A 23,994-nucleotide genomic window follows, 5' to 3' on the forward strand; every position below is an offset into this window, starting at 1 on the left:
TGAAGAATAATTCTTAGAAACCGGAAAACTTGAAAAAGTAATGCTTGACGACATCGACCGCCGCATCCTGCGCCATTTCCAGGCCGACCCAAGCCTGAGCACCGCCGAACTGGCCGAGCGGTGTCGGATCAGCAATGGCGTGTGCTGGCGGCGGATCGAGAAGATGCAGGCCGCCGGGATCATTCAGGGGCAGGAGGCCGTGATCGACTGGTCCGCCATGGGCTATGCGGTCGAGGTGTCGCTGCGGTTGACCTTGGACAAGACCCAGCCGCGCGCCTTCGACGAATTCACCGATGCCGCCCGCAAGGTGCCCGAGGTGATCGAGATCCAGACCTTTCTGGGGCGGGTGGATGTCCGCCTGTCCGTCATCGCGCGGGACATGGCGCATTATCAGCAGGTCTATCGCGACCGTATCCTGACCCTGCCGCATATCGCCGACATCGAGGCCCTGATGCACATCGCGCGGGTCAAGCGGGACGAGGTGCTGCCGGTATGATCGAGCTGGATGATCTGGACAGGAAGATTCTACGGGCCTTGGCTCAGGACGCGACGCAGAGCGCGGGGGCGCTGGGCCGGCGTTTCGGGCTGTCGCAGCCCGCGACATGGCGCCGGATCCGGCGGCTGGAGCAGTCGGGCATCATCAAGGGGCGCCGGCTGCGCTTGAACGCCGAGGCGCTGGGGTTCGGCGTCACCGTATTTCTGGGCGTCAAGCTGGCGCGCAAAGGCCAGGTCAGCCTCGAGGATTTCGAACGCGCCGTCAGCGCCATTCCCGAGGTGCAGACTGTGGAACACGTTCTGGGCCTATACGACTACCGACTGCGCGTGGTCGCGCGTGACCTGGCGGACTTTGAACGGGTCCTGCGGCGGCGTATCATGACCCTGCCGGGGGCCGGGGATGTCGAAGCAAATGTACTGCTGAGCGAGGAACGCCTGCCCGGGCCGATTGGCTAGCGGTCAGTAACGGGTACGGATGCAATAGCCCGGATGGTGGGTCAGGCGGGCAAACGAAACCGGCTGTCCGTCTTTCCATGTCGTGCGCTCAAGCTGAATCATCGCGGCCCCGGTCGTTGTTCCCATGTAATCTGCCAGATGGCTGTCGGCGGAAATGGCGTAGAGTGCAAGCTCGGCGTCAATGAAGGGGTTCGCGTTCAACAGCCATTCATGCGGCCCGACCTCTTCCAGATTGGCATCTTCAACCTCGGGGACGGCCGAAATGTTGATCCAGCGTTCTTCGTGCTGAAACGGGCGGTTGTCGGCATAGTGCATACACACCAGATGCAGGATCTGCGATTGCGGCGGCAGACCCAGTTGCGAGCTGAGCCAGCCGGGGCTCTTGTCAACGCTGCGCTCGACCAGGGCATAGCGGTAGGTCTGGTTCTGGTCTTCGACGATCTGACGGGCCAGCGACAGTTCCAGCTTGGCCTGTTTGCTGGGTGATTTCTTGACCCGCGTTCCGCTCTTGCGCTTGCGCTCGACGAACCCTTGCTCGGCCAGTTCGCGCAGCGCACGGTTGACGGTTGCGCGCGCGCAGTTGAACTCTTCGGCAAGTTGGGTTTCGGTCGGCAGCAAGGAACCCTGGGGCCAGACCCGTGTCTCGATCCGCCGCTTCACTTCGTCCCGAACGAATTGAAAACTGATCCGCTTTTGAACGTTCACGGTCTAAAATATCCTTTCAAGCTCAAGATGTGCGTATCTGTTCAGAAACACGTCAAGGTGTAAAGAGAGAGGTGACACTAATTGGCGTCAATTCGGCCTCTCAGGCTGCTGAAACGGGTATGCAGCCGAGCTTCTGACCGTTGACCTAGGGGAAACGCGTGAGGGTCAATGAGCACTTTACCAAAAGATGCAAAGCCTTCAGAAAGTGAGCAACCCAGAAAAGGAGACAACATGCCTGCATTGTTGAATACAGTCGATCCGGACGGGCTCGAAGAATTCTCGGTCGTGTTCACCGACCGCTCGCTCAACCACATGTCGCGGGCGTTCCAGCAGGTGATGCGCGACATCTCAGGGATGCTGCGTGAGGTCTATAGCGCGGACGGCGTGGCCGTGGTGCCGGGTGGCGGAACCTATGCGATGGAGGCCGTGGCCCGCCAGTTCGTCCGCGGCGCCAATGTGCTGGTGGTGCGCAACGGCTGGTTTTCGTATCGCTGGAGCCAGATCATCGAAACCGGGGGGCTGACGGCGTCAGCCACCGTGTTGAAGGCCCGTCAAACGGGGAATTCCAGCCCGTCGCCCTTTGCGCCCGCGCCGATCGACGAGGTGGTCGAAACCATTCGCAGCCAGCGACCCGGAGTGGTGTTCGCGCCGCATGTGGAAACCTCGGCCGGGGTCATTTTGCCGGATGACTATGTCACCGCGATGGCCGCCGCCGCGCACGAGGTCGGCGCGCTGATGGTGCTCGACTGCATCGCCTCGGGCTGTGCTTGGATCGACATGAAGGCCACCGGCGTGGACGTTCTGATCTCGGCCCCGCAAAAGGGCTGGAGCGCCTCGCCCTGTGCCGGTCTGGTCATGCTGTCCGACCGCGCCGAGGCGCGGCTGGAGGAGACCACCTCGGACAGTTTCGCGCTGGACCTGAAGAAATGGCGCCAGATCATGCAGGCCTATGAGGGCGGCGGCCATGCCTATCATGCCACCATGCCCACCGATGCGCTGCGGGCGTTCCGGGACACGATGCTGGAGACCCGTGACTATGGGTTCGACAAGCTGCGCGACGCGCAATGGCGGCTGGGGAATGCGGTGCGGGCGATGCTGCGCGAAATGGGGGTCGTTTCGGTCGCGGCAGAAGGCTTTGGGGCACCGGGGGTGGTGGTCAGCTATACCGACGACCCCGAGGTGCAGAACGGCAAGAAATTCGCCGCGCTGGGCATGCAGATCGCCGCCGGGGTGCCGCTGCAATGTGACGAGCCCGAGGGGTTCAGCACCTTCCGCCTGGGCCTGTTCGGGCTGGACAAGCTGTACGCTGTCGATGGCACGGTGGCCCGGCTGAAGCGGGTGCTGGATCAGGTGCTGTAGGCCGGTACGGGCCTCAGCGCACGCCGAGGCCCATCTGCATCAGCGTCTTGCGCACCACCGGCATCGAATAAAGCGCGTTCAGCCCCGCAGCGCGCGCATCGCGCAACGGCCGTGCCTCGACCATCGAGGCACGGTTCAGCAGGTCGATCCCCTTTACGCGCAGCTCGATTTCGGTGTGGCGGGCCTTGTGATAGGCCTCGAGCATCTGGGCATCTCCCAGATCCTCGGGCCGGGCTTGGGCCAGGTCCAGCAGGCTGCGCAGATCCCCCAGTGACATGTTCAGCCCCTGCGCGCCGATCGGGGGCACCACATGGGCGGCCTCGGCCATCAGGGCCACGCGCTGGGCCGACAGGCGCTCGGCCGATTGGCTGATGATCGGCCAGATCGTCCGGCGCGAGGCCAGTTTCAGCGGCCCGAACAGGCCGCAGGACCGCTCGGTCATCGCGGCCTCGAATTCGGCCTCGGGCAGGTTCAGCAGTTCGACCGCGCGTGGGCCGCGCTCCATCCAAACGATTGCCGACGAGGGCTGGCCCTGCCAGTCGGGCAGGGGGACCAGAGTGAACGGCCCGCCGGACTGGTGGATCTCGGTCGAGACGTTTTCATGGGCGATCGGATGCGTTACCGCAAAGGCCAGTGCCTTCTGCCCGTATCGCGTGGTGTGGACCTTGATTCCCGCAGCCTCGCGCATGGGCGAGTTGCGGCCGTCGGCGGCGATCACCAGCTTGGTGCGGATGCGCGTGCCGTCGGACAGGCCCACACGCGCCTCGGCGGTACGGGTGAACAGGCTGACGGTGCCGGTGCCGGGGCGGAAATCGACATTCGGCAGTTCGTGCAGCCGGGCCACCATCTCGCGCCGCAGCAGCCAGTTGGGCAGGTTCCAGCCAAAGGGTTGATCCGAGATATCGGCGGCGTTGAAATCCCGCACGACGCGCGGCTCGGGGATGTCGCCGCCTGCGTCCACGATGCGCATGATCTGCAGCGGCGCGGCGTGGGGTTCCAGCCGGTCCCACAACCCGCAGTGCTGCAGCAGGCCGTGCGCCGGCTGCAGAAACGCGGTAGTGCGCAGGTCGGACCCGTCGGCGTCGCGGTCGGTGACGGGCGGGGTCGGGTCCACGCAGATCACGTCGAACCCTGCGGCGCCTAATACGGCCGCCGCAGTCAAACCGGCGATGCCACCGCCGGAAATCAGGATGTCACAACTGTCGGTCATCGCGTCACTCTCCGTTGCCTGCGGACCCTAGTGCGGTTCTGGGGCCTGCGCCAAGTGACATCCTGTCCCGTGGTCTAGCCGCGTGAAATCAGGACCAGAATCAGGAACATCACCGGCACCATCGCCAGGGCCGGCAGATACAGGCCCGGCAGGCCGAACAACAGGGCGGAACAGCCCCACATGCTGACCAGTGCCGCAACGGTATAACCCAGATCCTCGGGCTTGCCATTGGCCGCATCGCGGGCCAGCCAGCCAAACAGGGGAATTGCAAAAAGCAGGCGCTGCCAAAAGGGCAGGCGGCCGGGCATCTCGATCGCGGTCATCGGGGTCTCCAGTTCTGTTCGTCGCTGAGCCTGATGTAGGAACGACTTTGCAGCTGCAGAATGCGCGGATCGTCGCAGTTTCAGGCTGCACGCAGGCGCATTTCGTCGCAGTCTCGGGTGGTTCAGATCAGGCGCGCGAGAAAGGCGGTCAGGTCATCGGTGTGGTGGTGGATATGATCCGCGTCATGAGGATCGGGGGCAACATGCACGGTACGCATGCCCATGTCATGCGGGGCCTTCAGGTTGCGCGGCTCGTCCTCGAACATCGCGGCGCGGTCGGGGTGGATGCCATCGCGGGCAAACACCGTTTCAAACGCGGCCTTGTCCGGTTTGGGCCGATACCCCGCATGTTCGACCCCATAGATCGCGTCGAACAACCCATCCAACCCGCGTGAGGCCAGAACCCGCTCGGCATAGGGCGCGCTGCCGTTGGTGTAGACGATGCGCCGCCCGGGAAGTGCCCGGATATGCGCGGCCAGCGCAGGGTCGGGCTCCATGTGGCTCAGGTCGACCTGATGAACCGCGTGCAGATAGGGCTCGGGGTCCAGATCATGTTCGGCCATAAGCCCGGCCAGCGTGGTTCCGTGTTCGCGCCAATAGTGCTGGCGCAGCCGGTCGGCCTCGGCCCGGTCGACGCGCAGGGCTTCGACCACGTATTCCGTCATCAGCACCTCGATCTGATCGAACAGGCGCATGTGCGGCGGATACAGGGTATTGTCCAGATCGAACACCCATTGGGTGAGATGTGAAAATGCAGGCTTGACCATGGGCTTGGGTTTAGGCCGCGGCCACCGGGTTTTCAATGGCGCACTTGATTGCAGACCCATGGCCCGGATAGACATGTCCGAACGAGGAGAGACCCGACCCAATGACCCAGTCCCGACAGCCCCAGACCGATGCGTATAGCCTGATCCTCGAAGCGATCGACGTGGGGGTGTACAAACCCGGCGACCGGCTGGTGGAAAGCGAACTGGCCGAGCGGTTCGGCGTGTCCCGCACCCCGATCCGTGAGGCGCTGCAGCGGCTCGAGACGCAGTCGCTGCTGGAACGTGACGGGCGGTCGCTGATCGTGGCCTCGCTGGACCACAACCAGATGGCCGAGCTCTATGTCGTTCGACGTGAATTGGAAGGGCTGGCGGCCCGGCTGGCCGCGCGGCATGCCACGGATGAGGAAATCAAAGTCCTGCAGGAAATGGTCGAAGCCGATGACGCGCTTGTGGATGATCCCGTGGCGCTGTCCCGGGCCAACCGACGGTTCCACGAGCAGATCCACCTTGCGTCGCACAACCGCTACCTTGTGCAGCAATTGGACCTTGTCCATCGCACCATGGCTCTGATGGCAACGACTTCATTGGCCGCGCAGGGCCGCGGTGAAATCGCTCAGAGTGAGCATAAGGGGATCGTCGAGGCGATCGCGGCTCATGACGAAGAAGCCGCCGACCGGGCCTTGAAGGAACATATCTCGGTCGCGTTCATGACCCGGCTGAAGCAGGATGCAATCCGGCGCGAGAAATAGCTGCCTCATCTGGCTGCGCTTCTTCGCTGGCGTGCCCGTGCTGGGTCTTGTCCCAGAAAAACGGTCTGACCGCCAGTTCCCACAGCGCCTTGTAGGCGGCTGCCACGCCCAAGGGGTAGTAGAGTGCCATGGTCGGGACCCACGGCAGCAGAAAACGGCGACCTCCGGCCAGCACGCCCAAGCCTCCAACTAGGATATTCGCGGCCTCGGCGGTCAGGAACAGGTAGACACAGGCGTGCAAGATTTGCGGTGCCAATACAGCTTCGAAGGGGTTCGTCATCCCCAAAAAGGTCAGCCAGAAGACCCACAGCACGGGGGCAAGCAGGAATTGTCCGACCGTTCCCAGGAAAAAGGCTTGGACACCCAGAAAGCGCCACAACCCCAGATCACGCAACAATGCCAAGGGCGAGCGCATGTGGACAAGGTATGTGACCATAAACCCTTTGAGCCAGCGCGAGCGCTGCTTCACCCAAGGCCAGGCGCGGAAATTGGCCTCTTCATACGTGGCGGTATTCACGATTTCGGTGCGATAGCCCGCGCGGCTGAGTCGAACCCCCAGATCCGCGTCTTCGGTCACATTATGAGCGTCCCAGCCCCCCAATTCCAACAGCTTGTCCCTGCGGAAGAAGAACGTCGTTCCGCCCAGGGGCACCACAAGACCCAACCGCGCGATTCCGGGCAGGATCACGCGGAACCAACCGCTGTATTCGATGGTGAAGCAACGCGAGCGCCAGTTGGTGCGCGGGTTGTAGTAGTCCAGAACACCCTGCAGGCAGACCACATCATCGGGCGCGCGGGCGAATTGCTCCACCACGGTCTCGAGTTGGTCTGGAAGAGGCGCATCCTCGGCATCCCAGACGCCCAAAATATCTCCTCGGCAGAAATCCAGCGCATAGTTCATCGCCCGTGGTTTGGTGGTCAGGTTGCCAAGATCGGGCACCTCCAGCGTTCGGATCCAGCTGGGCAGGGTGGTCTGCGCAAGAGCTGACCGGGTGACGTCGTCATGCTCTTCCAAGACCAGGATCACGTCCAACAGCGCCTTTGGATAGGTCAGGCGTCTCAGCCGTTGGATCAGCGCACCGGCGATTTCCCGTTCCTTGTGCAGGGGCACCAGGATGGACACGCAGGGCAGGCGGTGTTGCGCAGGTGGACCGTCTGGTTTCTCGGCCTTTTTGGGGAAGAGATACGATATCAACCCGGCCAGCCGAAGTATCAGGAACAGGATCAGTGTTGAGACTGCGGCCCAGAACAGCACGGATAGCCCGGCATTCGGTTGCAGGCCCAGGCCCGCAAGCGCAGCCAGAGCCAAGAGGGTTGGCAGGAGACGCGAGCTCGCAGTCCATGAGCGGCAGCTTTGCGAAAGCGGCGCCCGCGTTTCCGCCGCCTCAGCCAAAGGTTTTGCGTAATGTCGGGCAATGGCTTGGTCGATGTCATCGGGTGCGGCCAGCACCGGCAGGACTGTCTGGGCGCAATCTGCCAACCCGGACCTTATTTCATCAAAGCGGTCTGGGTATGCCGTCGCGACCAAGAGCACGGGCCCGACTCGCAGCCACGGAATGGCATTGTACGTCAGCCAGAACTGCATCGGGCGCAGCGCGCAAAGGTCAGCGGGTGGCGGCGTGCTTTCCAAATCGGCGATCTGCAGCCCATGTTGTTGACCCAGCGCCAACAGCACATCGCTGCGCGCGGCCATTTGCTCGCCAACCATAATTTCGCCCAGAGGAGCGTTCTGCCGCTCCTGCAGTTTCAGGGCGTGATCCAGTTGAGCGGGGGTGATCACCCCCAAGTCGATCAGGCAGGTGCCCAAAGGTTTGCGGGGGCCAATTCCGGAAACCGGGGTCGCGGGTCCGTGACCCAGAAAATTCAATTCAACCATAAGAAAACCCTGCCCGAAGTGTCGGGTCAGAGTTGCTCAATCAAGGTTAATTCCGGGTTAACGTTGACGCGGTCCGCAAACCTGCGGGATTAAGCGCGCACTTTTCGGTCGGCCATGGCCGCGGCAAACCGTTCAAAAAGGTAAAAGCTGTCTTGCGGGCCGGGCGAGGCTTCGGGGTGATACTGAACCGAATACACCGGGCGATCGGACATGCGGATCCCGCAGTTCGAGCCATCGAACAGCGACCGGTGGGTTTCAACCACCCCCGCAGGCAACGATTGGGCGTCGACCGCGAATCCGTGGTTCATCGAAGTGATCTCGACCTTGCCGGTTTCCAGGTCCTTGACCGGGTGGTTGGCGCCGTGGTGTCCGTGGTTCATCTTGATGGTCTTGCCGCCCAACGCCAGTGCCAGCATCTGGTGACCTAGGCAGATCCCGAAAATCGGCAGATCCGTGGTTTCGAGTATTTCCTTGATCATCGGCACAGCATAGGTGCCGGTGGCAGCCGGGTCTCCCGGGCCGTTGGACAGGAACACGCCATCAGGGTCGTGCGCCAGCACCTCAGCCGCGGTTGCGGTTGCGGGCAGGACCGTCACGTCGCAACCGGCCGAAGCCAGGCAGCGCAGGATGTTCCGTTTTGCGCCGTAGTCCAACGCGACGACCTTGTGCACGGGCGCTTCCTGACGCCGGTAGCCATCCGGCCAGGCCCAGCGCATCTCGTCCCAGCGGTAGCTCTGGGCGCAGGTCACATCCTTGGCCAGATCCATGCCCTCCAGCCCGGCGAAACCACGCGCCGCAGCAACCAGGGCTTCGATGTCGAAGTTGCCTTGCGGGTCATGGGCTAACGCGACATGCGGAGCGCCTTGCTGGCGGATCGCACGGGTCAGCCGGCGGGTATCGACCCCACCGATGGCGATCCGGCCGCGGCGGGCCAGCCAGTCGGTCAGCCGCTCGGCCGAGCGCCAGTTTGACGGCTCGGTCGGATCCCATTTCACGACCATGCCCGCGGCCACCGGATCGGCAGTTTCGTCATCGTCGGGATTGACGCCGACATTGCCGATATGCGGGAAGGTGAAGGTCACGATCTGCCCGGCATAGGACGGGTCGGTCATGATCTCCTGATATCCGGTCATCGCGGTGTTGAAACACAGCTCGGCCACGGTTTGTCCCGTGGCGCCGAACCCGGTTCCGAAGAAGAGCGTTCCGTCGGCCAGAGCCAGACATGCGGTGGGCTTGGACGTGGCTTGATGGGCCATGGCGCGACTCTCCTATCGGGTAAATCGGCGCATAACTAAGGGGGTTGGGGTCTCGGGTCAACCCTGTTCAAATTTTGGGCTATTGTTGTTTTTCAATGATTTAGCCTTATGTGTCTGCTGTTGTGCCTCGGATTTTGTTTAGATATGTTCGGGGTTCCGTTGCCATGGGGATGGACAGAACAGATGGATATGCGAACTCGGGTGACCACTGCCCTGAAGCAAGCAATGAAGGACAAGGATGCCGAGCGTCTGTCGACGCTGCGGCTGGTCAATGCCGCGATCAAGGATCGGGACATCGCGCTGCGTGCGGCTGGAAACGAAGAGGCCAAGGGCTGTGATGACTCAGATGTTCTTGAGATCCTTGGGAAAATGAGCAAGCAGCGCAAAGAAAGCGCGCGGGCCTATGAGGAAGGTGGTCGTTTGGACCTGGCCGAGCGCGAACTGCGCGAGGTGAAGATCATCGAGGAATTCCTGCCCAAGCAGTTGGATGATGATGAGGTCGCAAAGGCCATCCAGACGGCGATCACGGCGACCGGTGCCGGGTCGATCCGGGACATGGGCAAGGTCATGGGCGAGCTCAAGGCCAACTACACAGGCCAGATGGACTTTGGAAAGGTAGGGCCGCTGGTCAAAGACCACCTGTGCTCCGCGTCGAACGGCGACTGCTGACGCGCTTTAGTCGGGTGCTGGTTCCCGCAGCCGCTTTACCAGATCATCATACAACGCAATGCGTTCCTCCTCTGAGAGGAACGCGCCAATTTCGACCACCCGTCCTTCACCCGACAGGGTCACATAGTTCGGGACCGGACCGCCGGCCTTGTGCATTTCCGGACGCGCCCAGTATCGATTGCAACTCCATTCCTGCTGCCCGGTCCGGGCGCTGTGATGGATCAGGCGTGCTTGGGTTCCGGTAAGGGTCAGTACCTCAAACACGTTTCGAGACCGATAGTTTGACTGGATCGCAAGCCATAGGCCCGCCACCGTCAACAGAAGGAACGGCAATAGCCCCCACAGCAGAACCGATCCCAGAACTGCCAGTAGGGGTATCAGTCCAAACAGGAAAACCGATAGTACGACGGCCATTGCGCCGCGCGGCGGCAGGGAATTGTGCGGCCAAAGGCGCAATTCCTGTTCCGAGTTCGAGCTGACTTTCCAATGGTAGGGCATATTGCAAAAATAGCGCCTGCTGATCCGGTGTCGATTGCCAATTTTAAACGACGTGCCCGACCCGCGCCCAGGACAGCGCGTCTTCAAGCCGATCGTCGCCCCAGAACACTTCGCCCCGCGTAACAAAGCTGGGCGCGCCGAATACGCCCAGGGCTACCGCCGTTTCGGTTTCAACTTTCAACGCGGTTTCGATTTCGGGGCTGCGCGCGCGGGCCATGACCGGCAGCGGGTCCAGCTGGCAACGGAACAGAGCCTCGGAGATGGCGTTTTCACTGCCGGCTTCGATACCGTCTTCAAACCAGATCCTGTAAAGGTTTTGGGTAAAGCTCTTGCCCCATCCTTCCCGGATTCCCAGCAGCGCGACCTGGTTGGCCAATTCGAGGTTCGAAATTGGATAGGGGGCCGGCAGCTTGGCGTGAATATGGTACTTGGCTGCGCGGCGTTCGATGTCGCGCCACATGTAGGCCGACTTGACGGGTTTGCCCGCAAACGGAATGTTCTTCTGTTCAGACATGACCGCGCGTACGTCGAAAGGGCGCCAGTTAACCTGCGCCTGATGTTCTGAGCACCAGTCGTCCAGACGCATGATGGTCAGGAAACTGTAAGTGCTGCCGATGGAGTACCAGAAATCAATATCGGGCATGGTAACCTCGGAGATTGGCCGGACATGCGGCGCGCCAAGGATACCCGATTTTCAACGATATTGCGACCGCCCGCGGAATTCGATGGCCGGTAGAGCGCGAACAGAAAAAGAAAAACCCCGCCGTGAAGGCGGGGTTTCCTGTTTTCGGGAAGGGATCAGTGCGCGTGGCCCTTGTCCCAGTCTTCCTGCTTGGGCAGCTGCTCGAACGTGTGCTCGGGCGGCGGCGAGGGCAGGGTCCATTCCAGCGTATCCGCGTATTCGTTCCACGGGTTCGGACGTGTTTCCTTGGCGCCACGGAACAGGGCGTAGAACACGATCCCGAAGAACAGCAGGAACGAAGCGAACGAGACGAACGCACCGATCGAAGACACGAAGTTCCACTGAGCGAAGGCTTCGGGATAGTCGATATACCGGCGCGGCATGCCCTGACGGCCCAGGAAGTGCTGCGGGAAGAAGGTCAGGTTTGCACCGATGAAGAACATCCAGAAGTGCACCTTACCCCAGAACTCCGAGTACTGACGGCCCGTCATCTTCGAGAAGTAGAAGTACACGCCTGCAAAGATTGCAAAGACTGCACCCAGGCTCATCACGTAGTGGAAGTGCGCGACGACATAGTAGGTGTCGTGGTAGGCCCGGTCGATACCGGCTTGCGACAGCACCACACCGGTCACACCGCCGACGGTGAACAGGAAGAGGAAGCCGAAGGCGAACAGCATCGGCGTCTTGAACTCGATCGAGCCGCCCCACATGGTGGCGATCCACGAGAACACCTTCACGCCCGTCGGAACCGCGATGACCATCGTGGCCAGCATGAAGTAGGCCTGCTGGCGCAGCGACATGCCGACGGTGTACATGTGGTGTGCCCACACGACAAAGCCCAGCGCGCCGATTGCGATGATCGCCCAGACCATCGGCAGATAGCCGAAGATCGGCTTGCGCGAGAAGGTGGCGATCACGTGGCTGATGATGCCGAAGCCTGGCAGGATCACGATGTACACTTCGGGGTGGCCGAAGAACCACAGGATATGCTGGTACAGGATCGGGTCACCGCCACCGGCCGGATCAAAGAAGGTGAAGCCGAAGTTGCGGTCCATCAGCAGCATGGTGATCGCGCCCGCCAGAACCGGCAGCGACAGCAGAATCAGCCACGAGGTGACGAAGATCGACCAGCTGAACAGCGGCACCTTGAACAGGGTCATGCCCGGGGCACGCATGTTCAGGAAGGTGGTGATCATGTTGATCGCGCCGAGGATCGAGGAGGCGCCCGATACGTGCACGGCAAAGATCGCCAGGTCCATGGACATGCCGCCTTCGGTCGTCGACAGCGGCGGGTACAGAACCCAGCCCACGCCCGAGCCGGCCTGGTCGTTGCCGCCGGGGGCCAGCAGCGACGCGATGCCCAGCGAGGTGCCGGCAACATACAGCCAGAAGGACAGGTTGTTCATCCGCGGGAACGCCATGTCCGGCGCACCGATCTGCAACGGCATGAAATAGTTACCGAATCCGCCGAACAGCGCGGGGATGACCACGAAGAACATCATCAGAACACCGTGATAGGTGATCATCACGTTCCACAGGTGTCCGTTGGGCGTGCAGGGATCGGCCATGAAGCCTTCCAGGCACATGTACTGAACGCCCGGATGCATCAGTTCAAGCCGCATGTAGATGGTCATCGCGACCGAGATGAACCCGGCAAAGGCCGAGAAGATCAGGTATAGGATCCCGATATCCTTGTGGTTGGTCGACATGAACCACCGGGTAAAGAACCCGCGCTGGTCTTCATGATCGTGACCATGAATGGCTGCGTCTGCCATTTAGGTGCCTCCTGTTGCAAATAGACCGCGCAGCCGGACCTCTCCGGCGCGCGGGATTCCTGCTGGTTTTAGAATGCAAGGGGGCGGCCTTCAATGGCCGAGTTTGATCTGGATCAAGATTAATTGTCGCGGGGCAGGAGGACACCCGTGCGATTTCAGCCTTGGATGACCGGTATCTGGGGATGAACAGGCGAATTGCAAGGACAGGGGCTTCGCAAGGGCGGAATCACGCCTTGACCCGCTGCGGGCTTGGCCGCAGAACAACACGCAGCCCCTTTGTAGGAGACCCGCCATGACCGCTTATGATCCCGAAAACATCTTTGCCAAGATCCTGCGGGGCGAGATCCCCTCTACCCGCGTCTACGAGGATGAGGACACGCTGGCTTTCATGGATATCATGCCGCGCGCGGACGGACACCTTCTGGTGATCCCGAAGACGCCTTGCCGCAACGTGCTGGATGCCACACCCGAGCAATTGGCCGCAGTCATGACCACGGTTCAGAAACTGGCGCGTGCGGTCATGCGCGCCTTTGACGCCGAAGGGTTGACCATCCAGCAGTTCAACGAGGCAGCCGGAGGGCAGGAGGTGTTTCACCTGCATTTCCATGTCCTGCCCCGGCACGAGGGCGTCTCTCTGCGCCCGCCCGGCAAAATGGGCGATTTCGACGAGATCGCCAAACACGCCGAGCGCATCAGGGCTGCGCTGGCGTGACGGGTGGGTGAGCCTGATGCGCCCCAGAACAGGCATCGTGATCCCCAAACGCCTGCAAGACTGAGCAGACATGGTCGTGCTGCCCGTCGCAGGCGGCTGCGATCCGGGCAAGTTCGGTCTCGAGCCGGCGCAGCTTTGCAATCCGATCCTGCAGGTCCGTCAGCTGCCGCTCGGCGATTTCGTGCGCCCGGTTCAGATCGGCGCCTTGGGCGCCTTCCAATGACAGCAGGGCCTCGACATCGGCCAATGGCAGTCCAAGATCGCGCGTGTGTTTGACAAAGTGCAGCCGCTCGAGCGCGGCGCGGTCATAACGCCTTTGGTTGCCGGCGGTCCGTTCTGGCGGTGGCAGCAGGCCCCTTTCTTCGTAAAACCGGATCGTGGCGGTTTTGACGCCTGTGCGCCGGGACAAATCCCCGATCGAGAACATTTTCTCCAATCCCCCCTTGAACCTCTAGTCACTAGAGGAATTAGGTGTGGACCATGGCCCAGACAAGGACACGACATCATGGCGCATGATCATTCCCACGCCGGACACAAACACCACGCCCAAATCGACGCCGATGCCGGAGACGCGCGGGTGGCATGGGCCATCGCGGTCAACATGTTTCTGACGCTGGCACAGGTGGTCGGTGGGATCTTTTCGGGGTCGCTGGCGCTCATCGCTGACGCGCTGCACAACTTTTCCGACGCGATTGCGCTGATCATCGCGTTCTTTGCCCGCAAGATCGCCCGCCGCCCAGCCGACCCGCGCATGAGCTTCGGATACGGTCGGGCCGAAGTGGTCGCGGCGCTGGTCAACTATACCACACTGATCGTCATCGCCGTGTACCTGATGTACGAAGGTGTGACGCGGTTCTTTCAGCCTGAGCCGATTGACGGCTGGCTTGTGGTATGGATTGCCGTGCTGGCGTTGGTGGTGGATCTCATCACCGCGCTTTTGACCTATAGTATGGCCAAAACCAGCATGAATATCCGCGCGGCTTTTCTGCACAACGTTGCTGACGCGCTGGGATCGGTTGCAGTGATCGTGGCCGGGGCAGCTGTGATCCTGTTCAACTGGACGTGGGTCGATCCGGCCGTAACCATTCTGATTTCGCTTTACATCCTGTGGCATGTCCAAAGCGAGATCGGAGAAACGATCCGTGTTCTCATGCTTGGCGCGCCGCCCGATCTGGACCCCGAGGAGGTCGCCTCGGTAATTGAGGCAACCGATTGCGTGCGCGAGGTTCACCATGTCCATCTGTGGAGCATGCAGGAAAACCAGCCCGCGCTTACCGCGCATCTGGTGGTCGAAGACTGGGCCTGGTCGCAGGCTGAGGAGGTGCGCGGTTTGGTGAAACAAGCAATGCGCGACAGTTTTGGAATCGGCCACCTGACGCTTGAGGTGGAAACGGCCGGTCGGGCTTGCCCGCAGACCGTGCGTTTCGGCCATGCCGCGGACCAATCAGGCGAAAACTGAGGCCCAAAAACGAGAATTGCCGTTCCGATATGGGGTCGGAACGGCAGACTCGTAACCAAACACTTGATCGATTTTCGCGGGCTGGCCGCGATCACCGGTTAACATACCACTCACTCTTGAACGGTATACTCATGATACCTCAAACTGCGGCTGTTGTGTGGAAGGAAGAAGGAGATTCCCTAAATTTTAAGGCAATTCGCGGCAATCTTCGGAAATTTGCGACCATATTGAGAAACAGAAGAACCCTGCATCGAGGATTGTCGTTCCGCAGGGTCAGATTCTGCGATTCGAGACCATGGTCGATGCGTGGGGGTCAGGCCACTTCAGGGCCAAAAGCCTCAGTAAAGGTTTTGCGCAGAGCCACATCGACATCGGCCATTGTGACCGGCAGTCCCAAGTCCACCAACGAGGTCACGCCGAACTCCCGGATGCCGCAGGGAACGATGCCCGAAAAATGCTCCAGGTCCGGTTCCACGTTGATCGAGATGCCGTGGAAGCTGATCCATTTCCGCAAGCGGATGCCAATGGCGGCGATCTTGTCCTCGGCCGGTTCGCCACTGACGGTCAGCGGCTTGTCCTTGCGCGGCACCCAGACGCCGACACGGCCTTCGCGGATTTCTCCGTGGACGTTGAACTCGGCCAATGCCGAGATCACCCAGGTTTCCAGCTGTTTGACAAAGCGGCGGACATCATGGCCGCGCTTCCCGACATCCAGCATGACATAGACGACCCGCTGGCCGGGCCCGTGATAGGTGTATTCGCCCCCGCGCTTGCTTGCATAGACCGGAAATCGATCCGGGTCGGTCAGGTCTTGGGGTTTGGCTGATGTTCCGGCCGTATAAAGCGGCGGATGCTCCAAGAACCAGATGCACTCGTCCGCAGTTCCGGCCGCAATCTCGGCCACCCGCGCCTCCATGAAGGCGACGGCGGTGTCATAGTCTGTCAGTCCGTCGGTGATCTTCCATTCCATGCGCGCCTCATAGCTGTCCTGCTGTCTAAGCGAAAGAGGTTAGGCGGCCTCGGCCAGGCATCGCTGCAGGACCTGAGCGTAAGTCTCGGTGCCCTGCGCACCCGTCAGCAGGTACTTGCCGCCAAAAACCATTGCCGGAACTCCGGTGATGCCTCGGCCGGTCCAGAATTGTTGCTTTTGCCTTACCGGGTCTGCATGCGTGCCCGATTCCAACGCCGCGCGGGCGGCGTCTGGGTCGAGGCCAGCCGTCTGAGCGGCATCCAGCAACACCTCAATTTTCGAAACATCCCGCTGATCTGTGAAATAGGCCTTGAACAATGCCAGCTTCAGCGGGTGTTGCCTGCCTTGCGCTTCGGCCCAGTCCAGAAGTTGATGCGCAGCAAAGGTGTTCACTATCCGGCTGTCATCATTGAAATTGAACGTGAAACCCAAATCTGCACCCAGCGCGGTCAACCGGTGTCGGGCCTGCTGGCTCTGCTCGGCGGTCGAGCCGTACTTTTCCATGATGTGCTCTCGCAGGTTCTGGCCATCCGGCCCCATTGCGGGGTTCAGCTCGAACGGGTGCCACCGGAGCTGCGCCAGCACGTTCTCCTGCTCCAGCGCTAGATCAAGTTGACGAAACCCGACGATGCACCACGGGCATACGACATCGGATACGATGTCGACTTGGATGACGGGGCGGGGATCGGGTGTGGGCATCGGATGCTCCTGCTGCAATGTGGCATCGGGTTTCATGACCCCACAGATATGGTTGCGGGCCGGGAATTCCAATGCGGTTGCTTTTGCCTCTTCACATCCTTTTGCCAAGCGTCTATACGCCGCCTACCAAGTCACAGGCAGTGCGGCCGTGGCGGAATTGGTAGACGCGCAGCGTTGAGGTCGCTGTGGGGTAACACCCGTGGAAGTTCGAGTCTTCTCGGCCGCACCATTTTCTTCCTTGTCAATTCACCCGTCGTTCCGTTTTGGGCGAGGGGCGGCATTGTGGCTAATCGCGAATTCTTGCGAGCGGTTTCAGCACGCCAAACACGGGCACTTGATTTCACTGTTAATTCGAATATCCATGAATTATGGAAAAATTGATTCCCGACCGCCTGTTCACCTTGGGTCATCCGTCTCGGTTGGCCGTTTTCCGGCTGTTGATGCGCCGGTATCCCGATCGCATACCCGCGACCGAGATTGCCATGGCGTTGGATCTCAAGCCAAATACGCTGTCCAACTACGTAAACGCGCTGATGCAGGCCAGCCTTGTGACGCAGGAAAGGGTCGGGACATCCTTGCGCTACTCGGTGGATATGGACGCCGTGCGGGAGACGTTCGATTTCCTTCTGCTGGATTGCTGCCGTGGGCGCCCGGAACTCTGCGCGCCCAGTCCGCTCAACGGCGTTGACGCGCCTGCGGCCAAGGCCCCGCGTACCTACAACGTTTTGTTCATATGCACCGGGAATTCCGCGCGCTCGATTTTCGCCGAGGCCCTTTTGAAGCAGCTTGGCGGCGACCGTTTCAACGTGTTTTCCGCCGGTACACGTCCTCAGTCCCAGTTGAACCCAGCGGCACTTGAGGTGCTGCGGCAGAATGGGCACGACATCTCGGACCTGCGCGCCAAGAATGTAGGCGAGTTCCAGGCCCCGGGCGCGCCGAAATTCGATTTCGTGTTCACCGTATGCAATCAGGCTGCGAACGAAGATTGCCCCGCCTGGCCCGGGCAGCCGATCAGCGCGCATTGGGGTATGCCCGATCCGGTGAAGGCCGAGGGGACAGAGGCCCAAAAAAGCCTTGCCTTCCAGCAGGCCTACGGCGCGTTGCGCAACCGGATCCTGACCTTTTCCTCGCTGCCGTTCGAAACCCTTGACCGCATGTCCCTTCAGAAGGCCGTGGATGACATCGGCCAGATCCATACCGGAGAAATCGCATGACCGTTTATGCTCTCAACGGCCTTGGCCGCATCGGCAAGCTGGCCTTGAAACCCCTGCTTGAGAAAGGCGCGCAGATCGCCTGGATCAACGACGCGGTGGGGGACCCCGCGATGCACGCGCATCTTCTGGAGTTCGACACCGTGCATGGCCGCTGGGACGCCGAGTTTCGCCATGATGAAAGCTCGGTCACCATCGACGGCGTTCGGTTGCCCTTCATCGGAACCCGCAACCTGTCTGATCTGCCGCTTGAAGGCGTCGACGTCGTCATCGACTGCACCGGGGTCTTCAAAACCGAGGCCAAGCTGGCCCCATACTTTGACGCCGGAGTGAAGAAAGTGGTGGTCTCGGCGCCGGTCAAGGATGGTGATGCGGCCAATATCGTCTTCGGCGTGAACGAGGGCACCTATGATCCGGCGCGCCACCGCATCGTGACCGCGGCCAGTTGCACCACGAACTGCCTGGCCCCGGTGGTCAAGGTGATCCACGAGAGCCTGGGCATCCGGCACGGCTCGATCACCACGATTCATGACGTGACCAACACGCAGACGATCGTGGACCGTCCGGCCAAGGACCTGCGCCGTGCGCGCTCGGCGCTGAACTCGCTGATCCCCACGACCACTGGCAGCGCCACGGCGATCACCCTGATCTATCCCGAGCTGACGGGGCGGCTGAACGGGCATGCGGTGCGGGTGCCGCTGCTGAATGCCTCGCTGACCGATTGCGTGTTCGAGGTCGAACGCGAAACGACGGCCGAAGAGGTGAACGTCATGTTCAAGGCCGCGGCCGAGGGGCCTCTGGCCGGCATTCTGGGCTATGAGGAGCGTCCTCTGGTCTCGACCGACTATACCAATGACACCCGGTCCAGCATCGTGGATGCACCGTCGACCATGGTGGTGAACGGAACGCAGGTAAAGGTCTATGCTTGGTACGACAACGAGATGGGCTACGCGCACCGTCTGGTGGATGTCGCGATGATGGTCGGGGCATCGCTTTGACAAGCGCTTCCCAGCGTCCGGACGGGTTGTCGGCCTATATGGCCGTCACGGCTGCCTATTGGGCCTTCATGCTGACCGACGGCGCCCTGCGGATGCTGGTGCTGCTGCATTTTCACACGCTGGGCTTTTCACCGGTTCAGCTGGCCTATCTGTTCGTGCTGTACGAGATCGCCGGGATGGCCACCAACCTGGCCGCCGGGTGGATCGCCGCGCGGTTCGGTCTGACCGCGACCTTGTACGCGGGGCTGACGATACAGGTGCTGGCCTTGCTGGCGCTGGCGCAGTTGGATCCGGGCTGGACCATCGGTGTGTCCGTCGCCTTCGTGATGGTCGTGCAGGGCGCCAGCGGGGTGGCCAAGGACCTGACCAAGATGTCGTCGAAATCGGCGGTCAAGCTGTTGGCCCCCACCGAGGGCAACGGACTGTTCCGCTGGGTCGCGGTGCTGACCGGGTCGAAGAACGCGGTCAAAGGGGTGGGCTTCCTGCTGGGAGCGGCCTTGTTGGCCGGGTTCGGCTTCACGGGTGCCGTGCTGGGCATGGCGGGGGTCTTGTTTCTGATCCTGGTGGCGGTGCTGCTGGCGATGCCGCCGGGGCTGCCCAAGGGCCGCAAGGGCGCGAAGTTTTCCGAGGTCTTTTCGAAATCGGCCAATGTGAACTGGTTGTCCGCGGCGCGGGTCTTCCTGTTCGGCGCGCGCGACGTCTGGTTCGTCGTCGGCATCCCGATCTATTTCTACGCCGTGCTGTCGGATGGCAGCGAAGCGGGCAACCGCTCGGCCTTTTTTCTGATCGGCGGGTTCATGGCCTTGTGGGTCATTCTGTACGGCATCGTTCAGGCCGCCGCCCCGCGCCTGCTGCGGGCAGGGGCGCGGGATGAGGCCGACCTGATCGCAGCGGCGCGCAGTTGGGCCTGGGGGCTGGCCTGCGTGCCGGCCGTCCTGACGGTGGCCGCGCTGATGTCCTCTGGACCCGCACCGTGGCTGACGCTGACGCTGGTGGGCGGCCTGCTGGCCTTTGGCGCGGTCTTTGCGGTGAATTCCTCGCTGCATTCCTATCTGATCCTGGCCTTCACCCGGGCCGAGCGGGTGACGATGGATGTGGGCTTCTACTACATGGCCAATGCGGGCGGGCGGCTGATGGGCACGCTGCTGTCCGGGCTGACCTATCAATGGGGCGGGTTGCCCTTGATGCTGGGGACGGCGGCCGCCATGGTCGCGCTGTCCGCCCTTGCGGCGGGGCGCTTGCAGCCCCAAACAACTTCGGAGATCTCTGCATGAGCGTATTTGAACGATACCTGTCCCTGTGGATCGCGCTGGCCATGGCCGCCGGGATCGCCATCGGCTCATTCACGCCGGGTTTGGTCCAGGCCATCGCGGCGGCCGAAGTGGCCAATGTCAACCTGGTGGTGGCGATGCTGATCTGGGCCATGGTCTATCCGATGATGGTGGGGGTGGACCCAAGCAGCCTGCGCGACGTGGTAAAACAGCCCAAAGGGCTGGCGATCACTCTGGTGGTCAACTGGTTGATCAAGCCCTTTACCATGGCCGCGCTGGGCGTGCTGTTCTTCGAATACGTCTTCGCCGACCTGATCGCGCCCGCCGATGCCCAGCAATACATTGCGGGGCTGATCCTGCTGGGTGCGGCACCCTGCACGGCAATGGTGTTCGTCTGGTCGCATCTGACCAAGGGGGACGAGAACTATACGTTGCTGCAGGTGTCGGTGAATGACATCGTCATGGTCTTTGCCTTTGCTCCGATCGTGGCCTTCCTGCTGGGCGTGACCGACATTTCGGTTCCGTGGCAGACGCTGGTGCTGTCGGTTGTCCTGTTCGTGGCGCTGCCCCTGGTGGCAGGTGTCTGGACGCGCAACCGGCTGGGCTCGGCCGAGCGGATCGAGGCGTTCCGCGACCGGGTCAAGCCGTGGGGCGTTGTCGGCCTGATCGCGACCGTCGTCATCCTGTTCGGCCTGCAGGGGCAGGTGATCCTGGACCGCCCGATGGTCATCGCGCTGATCGCCGTGCCGATCCTGATCCAGTCCTACGGCATCTTTGCCGTGGCCTATGCCGCGGCCTTTGCCCTGCGCGTGCCGCACCGGATTGCGGCACCCTGCGCACTGATCGGCACGTCCAACTTCTTTGAACTGGCGGTGGCCGTCGCCATCAGCCTGTTCGGCCTGAATTCGGGTGCGGCTCTGGCCACGGTGGTGGGTGTTCTGGTCGAGGTGCCGGTGATGCTGTCGCTGGTGGCTTTCGCCAACCGGACGCGCGGCAGTTTTGCCGAGCGCTCGGAACAATCTCCAACGGACGTCCGGGCCTAGCAATCCGACGGTGGAAATCCGGCGTCAAACAGTGGTAGACGCCTAGCGCGGACCCGGCTTGGCCGGGCGCCGCAGATTTGTCTGGGCCACAAAAAGGAACGTGCACTGATGGCGGGGTCTCAATCTCGGGCACTTGCTGATCGCAGCGAAGTCACTCGCGCTGCGCGCTTGTCGGTTGCGCCGATGATGGATTGGACCGATCGGCACTGTCGGTATCTGCATCGTTTGCTCAGTGCTGAAACGCTGTTGTACACGGAAATGGTGACGGCCCCTGCTCTGGTACGGGGTGGAGCGCTGCATCTTCTGGACCATAGCCCCGAGGAACATCCCGTCGCTCTGCAATTGGGCGGATCTGACCCGCAGGAGCTGGCTCAGGCGGCCGCATTGGGGGCTGAGGCCGGGTATGACGAGATCAACCTGAACTGTGGCTGTCCGTCAGACCGGGTTCAATCGGGAACGTTTGGGGCCGTCTTGATGAAAGAGGCGGGCCGGGTCGCCGATTGCGTGGCCGCCATGCGGGAAGTTGTTGATGTCGATGTCACGGTCAAATGTCGGATCGGCGTGGATGACCAAAACCCCGAGGACGTATTGCCCGATTTTCTGGATCGGATTCGCGCCGCCGGCTGTCGGCGCGTGACGATCCACGCCCGCAAGGCCTGGCTTCAGGGGCTTAGCCCCAAAGAAAACAGGGATATACCGCCGCTGGACTACGATCTGGTTCACCGGATGAAAGCAGATTTTCCGGATCTCCACATCTCGATCAACGGAGGCATCACGACACTGGCCGAAGCCCAGGTGCATCTGGACGCCGGACTGGACGGGGTGATGATCGGGCGGTCTGCCTATCATCAGCCAACCGATATTCTGGCCGAGGCCGACCCGCTGATCTACGGGTCGGGGCAAAAGGCGGATCCGGTTGAAGTCGTGGTGAAAATGCTGCCCTATATCGATCGGCATCTTGCCGGCGGGGGGCGGTTGCACCAGATCACCCGACATATGCTGGGATTGTTCGCACGTCGCCCGGGTGCTCGTGGTTGGAGGCGCGCTTTGTCCGAAGGCGCGGTCAAAGACCATGCCGGACCCGAGGTGGTTACGGACGCGCTGTCCCGCGTGGCACCGGATGCCGAGGCGGCGCAGGTAGTTTAAGACGGCCCGAGGGCCGGGGACCAAGGGGGACGGATGCCCGATACGATGTTGCTGGCCCAGATGCTGGGCCTTTTGCTTGTGATCGGCGCGCTGGCCGGTGTTTTGGCTGGCCTTTTGGGAGTCGGTGGCGGGATCGTTCTGGTGCCGGCCTTCTTCTACGCTTTTCAAACGCTGGGATATGGTGGCCCGCAGCTGATGCAGCTGTGTCTTGCGACGTCACTTGCCACGATCATCGTGACTTCGGTTCGTTCGGTGCTGAGTCACAACAAGAAAGGCGCCGTCGATTGGGATATTCTGCGCGGCTGGGGTCCGGGTATCGCTGTCGGTGCGATTGTTGGCGTACTGGTCGCCTCGGCCCTGCGCACGGAAGCGTTGCAGGCGCTGTTCGGAATCCTTGGAATGGTGATTGGCGCTTATCTGGGACTTGGCAAGTCCGAATGGCGATTGGGTGATGCCATGCCCGGCGGGCTGAAGCGGATGGTGATTTCGCCTTTGGTCGGGTTTCTGTCGGTGCTGATGGGAATTGGCGGCGGCAGCTTTGGTGTGCCCCTGATGAGCCTCTACAACACACCGATCCATCGGGCCGTTGCGACGGCGGCGGGGTTTGGCGTGATCATCGCCGTACCCTCGGTACTGGGCTTTCTGTTTCTGCCGATCGCAGCTGAACACCGTCCGCCGCTGACCATCGGCGCCGTCAATCTTGTGGCCTTTGGTGTGGTTGTCGCGATGACGATGATCACCGCGCCTTGGGGGGTGAAACTGGCCCATGCGATGGACCCCAAGCCACTCAAACGCGTGTTTGCCGTGTTCATCACGCTGGTGGCGCTTAACATGCTGCGCAAGGCAGTGGGGTGGTAAGTCCTTTCTGGTCGCGGGGTTGGGAAGTATTCCCCTACGACAAGCCCGTAGCCGACTGGGTGACCCACGCCCTACCATTGGCGCAGCAGGCCGCCAGTGACCCGGCCCACCGGCAGTGGTTGGATTGCGAAAGCACCTGGTTCATCGGCGTCGATGCACTGCCCAATGACGGCGCAGGGCGTGTCGGCGCCTCAGCCCCGTTGAGTGGGCAGGCCGTCGAGTTTCTGGTTGAACAATATGGGTCGATCGAATTGCACAAGGGGCAGGTCTCGGTCGTATATCCCGGCTATCCGCGCCCGCGCAGGGGCGAGAATGAGGCGGCGGCCCGATACCGGGCCAAGCGCGATGCGGCGCATGTGGATGGTCTGAAACCCGGCGGTCCGGACCGTCGGCGCAAGATCGACGAGCCTCACGCATGGGTCCTGGGTATCCCGCTGACACAGGCGAGCGCAGACGCCGCGCCTCTGGTCGTTTGGGATGGCAGCCACAAAATCATGGGCGCGGCATTCCGGGCTGCGTTGGCCGGTGTCCCGCGTACCCGGTGGGCGCAGACTGATATCACCGAGGCTTATCAGGCGGCTCGCCGCAAAGTGTTCGAAGCCTGCCCGCGTATCGAAGTGTCGGCCTCGCCCGGCGAAACCTACGTGTTGCATCGCCATTCTTTGCATGGGGTTGCGCCTTGGGGGGTGGGGGCAACGGCAGGGCCGGACGGACGGATGATTGCCTATTTCCGGCCCGAGCTGCCGGGCGGTGTGGCCGAATGGGTCGAATCCCCGTAACCTTCTGCCATTCTTTGGCTTTGGAGGC

At 61.9% G+C, this 23,994-nt stretch carries 25 protein-coding genes, 1 tRNA gene and 1 pseudogene; 15 read left to right on the forward strand and 12 right to left on the reverse strand.

The genetic code is table 11. From position 1 onward, the window contains the following. The first annotated feature begins 40 nt into the window (after positions 1 to 40). Both AC2FNZ_RS04790 and AC2FNZ_RS04795 read left to right on the forward strand, forming a co-directional pair. On the forward strand, positions 41 to 496 hold the full coding sequence (locus AC2FNZ_RS04790) for an Lrp/AsnC family transcriptional regulator (protein ID WP_170438758.1): 456 nt from the start codon (positions 41 to 43) through the stop codon (positions 494 to 496). Next, a complete protein-coding gene (locus AC2FNZ_RS04795; protein ID WP_170438759.1) occupies positions 493 to 951 on the forward strand; it encodes an Lrp/AsnC family transcriptional regulator in 459 nt (152 codons plus the stop codon). The genes AC2FNZ_RS04790 and AC2FNZ_RS04795 overlap by 4 nt, the downstream gene beginning before the upstream one ends. Before the next feature lie 3 nt (positions 952 to 954). Here the strand turns inward: AC2FNZ_RS04795 and hutC are convergent, their stop codons facing one another. After that, on the reverse strand, positions 955 to 1,656 hold the full coding sequence (hutC, locus tag AC2FNZ_RS04800; protein WP_475144394.1) for a histidine utilization transcriptional repressor HutC: 702 nt from the start codon (positions 1,654 to 1,656) through the stop codon (positions 955 to 957). Between the two features lie 231 nt (positions 1,657 to 1,887). Between hutC and AC2FNZ_RS04805 the strand changes: the two genes are divergently transcribed. Continuing rightward, positions 1,888 to 3,015 carry an aminotransferase class V-fold PLP-dependent enzyme gene (locus AC2FNZ_RS04805; RefSeq protein WP_496839708.1) on the forward strand — a complete coding sequence of 376 codons (1,128 nt, stop codon included), beginning with the start codon at positions 1,888 to 1,890 and terminating at the stop codon, positions 3,013 to 3,015. 13 nt (positions 3,016 to 3,028) lie between these two features. Here AC2FNZ_RS04805 and AC2FNZ_RS04810 read toward each other — a convergent pair whose 3' ends face one another. The 3 genes from AC2FNZ_RS04810 to AC2FNZ_RS04820 form a co-directional block, all read right to left on the reverse strand. Continuing rightward, positions 3,029 to 4,225: a UbiH/UbiF family hydroxylase gene (locus tag AC2FNZ_RS04810; protein ID WP_496839709.1), complete on the reverse strand. Its 1,197-nt coding sequence runs from the start codon at positions 4,223 to 4,225 to the stop codon at positions 3,029 to 3,031. Between the two features lie 74 nt (positions 4,226 to 4,299). Then, complete coding sequence (locus AC2FNZ_RS04815) at positions 4,300 to 4,548, reverse strand: hypothetical protein (protein ID WP_093962490.1); 249 nt, start codon at positions 4,546 to 4,548, stop codon at positions 4,300 to 4,302. 122 nt (positions 4,549 to 4,670) lie between these two features. Next, on the reverse strand, positions 4,671 to 5,315 hold the full coding sequence (locus AC2FNZ_RS04820; protein WP_496839710.1) for a pyrimidine 5'-nucleotidase: 645 nt from the start codon (positions 5,313 to 5,315) through the stop codon (positions 4,671 to 4,673). A 101-nt stretch (positions 5,316 to 5,416) separates the two neighbouring features. On the opposite strand from AC2FNZ_RS04820, the gene AC2FNZ_RS04825 reads away from it, so the two are divergent. After that, positions 5,417 to 6,064 (forward strand): GntR family transcriptional regulator, encoded by a 648-nt coding sequence (locus AC2FNZ_RS04825; RefSeq protein ID WP_496839711.1) that lies wholly within the window; start codon positions 5,417 to 5,419, stop codon positions 6,062 to 6,064. Here the strand turns inward: AC2FNZ_RS04825 and AC2FNZ_RS04830 are convergent. Next, the gene (locus AC2FNZ_RS04830; RefSeq protein WP_496839712.1) at positions 6,021 to 7,940 is read right to left on the reverse strand and encodes a glycosyltransferase family 2 protein; all 1,920 of its coding nucleotides are present in this window, start codon (positions 7,938 to 7,940) and stop codon (positions 6,021 to 6,023) included. The two genes, AC2FNZ_RS04825 and AC2FNZ_RS04830, sit on opposite strands and share 44 nt — an antisense overlap. A gap of 89 nt (positions 7,941 to 8,029) precedes the next feature. Then, a complete protein-coding gene (gene carA, locus AC2FNZ_RS04835; protein WP_170337934.1) occupies positions 8,030 to 9,196 on the reverse strand; it encodes a glutamine-hydrolyzing carbamoyl-phosphate synthase small subunit in 1,167 nt (388 codons plus the stop codon). Between the two features lie 183 nt (positions 9,197 to 9,379). On the opposite strand from carA, the gene AC2FNZ_RS04840 reads away from it, so the two are divergent. Then, positions 9,380 to 9,865, forward strand: a complete 486-nt coding sequence (locus tag AC2FNZ_RS04840; RefSeq protein ID WP_496839713.1) for a GatB/YqeY domain-containing protein — start codon at positions 9,380 to 9,382, stop codon at positions 9,863 to 9,865. Positions 9,866 to 9,871: 6 nt separating this feature from the next. Here the strand turns inward: AC2FNZ_RS04840 and AC2FNZ_RS04845 are convergent, their stop codons facing one another. The 3 genes from AC2FNZ_RS04845 to ctaD form a co-directional block, all read right to left on the reverse strand. After that, positions 9,872 to 10,363, reverse strand: a complete 492-nt coding sequence (locus tag AC2FNZ_RS04845) for a DUF2244 domain-containing protein (protein WP_496839714.1) — start codon at positions 10,361 to 10,363, stop codon at positions 9,872 to 9,874. A 43-nt stretch (positions 10,364 to 10,406) separates the two neighbouring features. Beyond that, a complete protein-coding gene (locus AC2FNZ_RS04850; RefSeq protein ID WP_093962483.1) occupies positions 10,407 to 11,006 on the reverse strand; it encodes a 2-hydroxychromene-2-carboxylate isomerase in 600 nt (199 codons plus the stop codon). A 155-nt stretch (positions 11,007 to 11,161) separates the two neighbouring features. After that, positions 11,162 to 12,820 (reverse strand): cytochrome c oxidase subunit I, encoded by a 1,659-nt coding sequence (gene ctaD, locus AC2FNZ_RS04855; RefSeq protein ID WP_170337942.1) that lies wholly within the window; start codon positions 12,818 to 12,820, stop codon positions 11,162 to 11,164. Between the two features lie 292 nt (positions 12,821 to 13,112). Here ctaD and AC2FNZ_RS04860 point away from each other — a divergent pair, with 292 nt between their 5' ends. Beyond that, positions 13,113 to 13,532: an HIT family protein gene (locus AC2FNZ_RS04860; protein ID WP_496832746.1), complete on the forward strand. Its 420-nt coding sequence runs from the start codon at positions 13,113 to 13,115 to the stop codon at positions 13,530 to 13,532. Here AC2FNZ_RS04860 and AC2FNZ_RS04865 read toward each other — a convergent pair. Beyond that, on the reverse strand, positions 13,513 to 13,959 hold the full coding sequence (locus AC2FNZ_RS04865; protein WP_496839715.1) for a MerR family transcriptional regulator: 447 nt from the start codon (positions 13,957 to 13,959) through the stop codon (positions 13,513 to 13,515). The genes AC2FNZ_RS04860 and AC2FNZ_RS04865 overlap by 20 nt on opposite strands. Positions 13,960 to 14,037: 78 nt before the next feature. Between AC2FNZ_RS04865 and AC2FNZ_RS04870 the strand changes: the two genes are divergently transcribed. Then, positions 14,038 to 14,991 (forward strand): cation diffusion facilitator family transporter, encoded by a 954-nt coding sequence (locus AC2FNZ_RS04870; RefSeq protein WP_496839716.1) that lies wholly within the window; start codon positions 14,038 to 14,040, stop codon positions 14,989 to 14,991. A 313-nt stretch (positions 14,992 to 15,304) separates the two neighbouring features. Here AC2FNZ_RS04870 and lipB read toward each other — a convergent pair. Together lipB and AC2FNZ_RS04880 are read right to left on the reverse strand one after the other, a co-directional pair. Further along, a pseudogene (lipB, locus tag AC2FNZ_RS04875) lies at positions 15,305 to 15,967 on the reverse strand (lipoyl(octanoyl) transferase LipB); the annotation flags it as partial. Between the two features lie 33 nt (positions 15,968 to 16,000). Beyond that, positions 16,001 to 16,660: a DsbA family oxidoreductase gene (locus tag AC2FNZ_RS04880; protein ID WP_496839717.1), complete on the reverse strand. Its 660-nt coding sequence runs from the start codon at positions 16,658 to 16,660 to the stop codon at positions 16,001 to 16,003. A gap of 142 nt (positions 16,661 to 16,802) precedes the next feature. Between AC2FNZ_RS04880 and AC2FNZ_RS04885 the strand changes: the two genes are divergently transcribed. From AC2FNZ_RS04885 to AC2FNZ_RS04920, 8 genes are all read left to right on the forward strand, one after another. Then, positions 16,803 to 16,889, forward strand: a tRNA-Leu gene (locus AC2FNZ_RS04885). 139 nt (positions 16,890 to 17,028) lie between these two features. Further along, the gene (locus AC2FNZ_RS04890) at positions 17,029 to 17,874 is read left to right on the forward strand and encodes an arsenate reductase/protein-tyrosine-phosphatase family protein (protein WP_496839718.1); all 846 of its coding nucleotides are present in this window, start codon (positions 17,029 to 17,031) and stop codon (positions 17,872 to 17,874) included. Beyond that, positions 17,871 to 18,869, forward strand: a complete 999-nt coding sequence (locus AC2FNZ_RS04895; RefSeq protein WP_093962476.1) for an ArsJ-associated glyceraldehyde-3-phosphate dehydrogenase — start codon at positions 17,871 to 17,873, stop codon at positions 18,867 to 18,869. The genes AC2FNZ_RS04890 and AC2FNZ_RS04895 overlap by 4 nt, the downstream gene beginning before the upstream one ends. Continuing rightward, positions 18,866 to 20,143 (forward strand): organoarsenical effux MFS transporter ArsJ, encoded by a 1,278-nt coding sequence (arsJ, locus tag AC2FNZ_RS04900; RefSeq protein ID WP_496839720.1) that lies wholly within the window; start codon positions 18,866 to 18,868, stop codon positions 20,141 to 20,143. Before AC2FNZ_RS04895 ends, arsJ begins: the two co-directional genes overlap by 4 nt. Continuing rightward, positions 20,140 to 21,183: an ACR3 family arsenite efflux transporter gene (gene arsB / locus AC2FNZ_RS04905; RefSeq protein WP_496839721.1), complete on the forward strand. Its 1,044-nt coding sequence runs from the start codon at positions 20,140 to 20,142 to the stop codon at positions 21,181 to 21,183. The genes arsJ and arsB overlap by 4 nt, the downstream gene beginning before the upstream one ends. A 108-nt stretch (positions 21,184 to 21,291) precedes the next feature. After that, positions 21,292 to 22,329: a tRNA dihydrouridine(20/20a) synthase DusA gene (gene dusA / locus AC2FNZ_RS04910; protein WP_496839722.1), complete on the forward strand. Its 1,038-nt coding sequence runs from the start codon at positions 21,292 to 21,294 to the stop codon at positions 22,327 to 22,329. A gap of 33 nt (positions 22,330 to 22,362) precedes the next feature. Then, positions 22,363 to 23,187 (forward strand): sulfite exporter TauE/SafE family protein, encoded by an 825-nt coding sequence (locus AC2FNZ_RS04915; RefSeq protein ID WP_496839723.1) that lies wholly within the window; start codon positions 22,363 to 22,365, stop codon positions 23,185 to 23,187. Then, positions 23,181 to 23,966 (forward strand): hypothetical protein, encoded by a 786-nt coding sequence (locus tag AC2FNZ_RS04920; RefSeq protein WP_496839724.1) that lies wholly within the window; start codon positions 23,181 to 23,183, stop codon positions 23,964 to 23,966. The genes AC2FNZ_RS04915 and AC2FNZ_RS04920 overlap by 7 nt, the downstream gene beginning before the upstream one ends. Positions 23,967 to 23,994 lie beyond the last annotated feature (28 nt).

The organism is Ruegeria sp. SAZA006 (assembly GCF_059613465.1).

Coding starts and splice junctions, on each gene's coding strand:
- AC2FNZ_RS04790 (WP_170438758.1), top strand. CDS start 41: ATGCTTGACGACATCGACCGCCGCATCCTGCGCCATTTCCAGGCCGAC.
- AC2FNZ_RS04795 (WP_170438759.1), top strand. CDS start 493: ATGATCGAGCTGGATGATCTGGACAGGAAGATTCTACGGGCCTTGGCT.
- AC2FNZ_RS04805 (WP_496839708.1), top strand. CDS start 1,888: ATGCCTGCATTGTTGAATACAGTCGATCCGGACGGGCTCGAAGAATTC.
- AC2FNZ_RS04810 (WP_496839709.1), bottom strand. CDS start 4,225: ATGACCGACAGTTGTGACATCCTGATTTCCGGCGGTGGCATCGCCGGT.
- AC2FNZ_RS04815 (WP_093962490.1), bottom strand. CDS start 4,548: ATGACCGCGATCGAGATGCCCGGCCGCCTGCCCTTTTGGCAGCGCCTG.
- AC2FNZ_RS04820 (WP_496839710.1), bottom strand. CDS start 5,315: ATGGTCAAGCCTGCATTTTCACATCTCACCCAATGGGTGTTCGATCTG.
- AC2FNZ_RS04825 (WP_496839711.1), top strand. CDS start 5,417: ATGACCCAGTCCCGACAGCCCCAGACCGATGCGTATAGCCTGATCCTC.
- AC2FNZ_RS04830 (WP_496839712.1), bottom strand. CDS start 7,940: ATGGTTGAATTGAATTTTCTGGGTCACGGACCCGCGACCCCGGTTTCC.
- carA (WP_170337934.1), bottom strand. CDS start 9,196: ATGGCCCATCAAGCCACGTCCAAGCCCACCGCATGTCTGGCTCTGGCC.
- AC2FNZ_RS04840 (WP_496839713.1), top strand. CDS start 9,380: ATGGATATGCGAACTCGGGTGACCACTGCCCTGAAGCAAGCAATGAAG.
- AC2FNZ_RS04845 (WP_496839714.1), bottom strand. CDS start 10,363: ATGCCCTACCATTGGAAAGTCAGCTCGAACTCGGAACAGGAATTGCGC.
- AC2FNZ_RS04850 (WP_093962483.1), bottom strand. CDS start 11,006: ATGCCCGATATTGATTTCTGGTACTCCATCGGCAGCACTTACAGTTTC.
- ctaD (WP_170337942.1), bottom strand. CDS start 12,820: ATGGCAGACGCAGCCATTCATGGTCACGATCATGAAGACCAGCGCGGG.
- AC2FNZ_RS04860 (WP_496832746.1), top strand. CDS start 13,113: ATGACCGCTTATGATCCCGAAAACATCTTTGCCAAGATCCTGCGGGGC.
- AC2FNZ_RS04865 (WP_496839715.1), bottom strand. CDS start 13,959: ATGTTCTCGATCGGGGATTTGTCCCGGCGCACAGGCGTCAAAACCGCC.
- AC2FNZ_RS04870 (WP_496839716.1), top strand. CDS start 14,038: ATGGCGCATGATCATTCCCACGCCGGACACAAACACCACGCCCAAATC.
- AC2FNZ_RS04880 (WP_496839717.1), bottom strand. CDS start 16,660: ATGCCCACACCCGATCCCCGCCCCGTCATCCAAGTCGACATCGTATCC.
- AC2FNZ_RS04890 (WP_496839718.1), top strand. CDS start 17,029: ATGGAAAAATTGATTCCCGACCGCCTGTTCACCTTGGGTCATCCGTCT.
- AC2FNZ_RS04895 (WP_093962476.1), top strand. CDS start 17,871: ATGACCGTTTATGCTCTCAACGGCCTTGGCCGCATCGGCAAGCTGGCC.
- arsB (WP_496839721.1), top strand. CDS start 20,140: ATGAGCGTATTTGAACGATACCTGTCCCTGTGGATCGCGCTGGCCATG.
- dusA (WP_496839722.1), top strand. CDS start 21,292: ATGGCGGGGTCTCAATCTCGGGCACTTGCTGATCGCAGCGAAGTCACT.
- AC2FNZ_RS04915 (WP_496839723.1), top strand. CDS start 22,363: ATGCCCGATACGATGTTGCTGGCCCAGATGCTGGGCCTTTTGCTTGTG.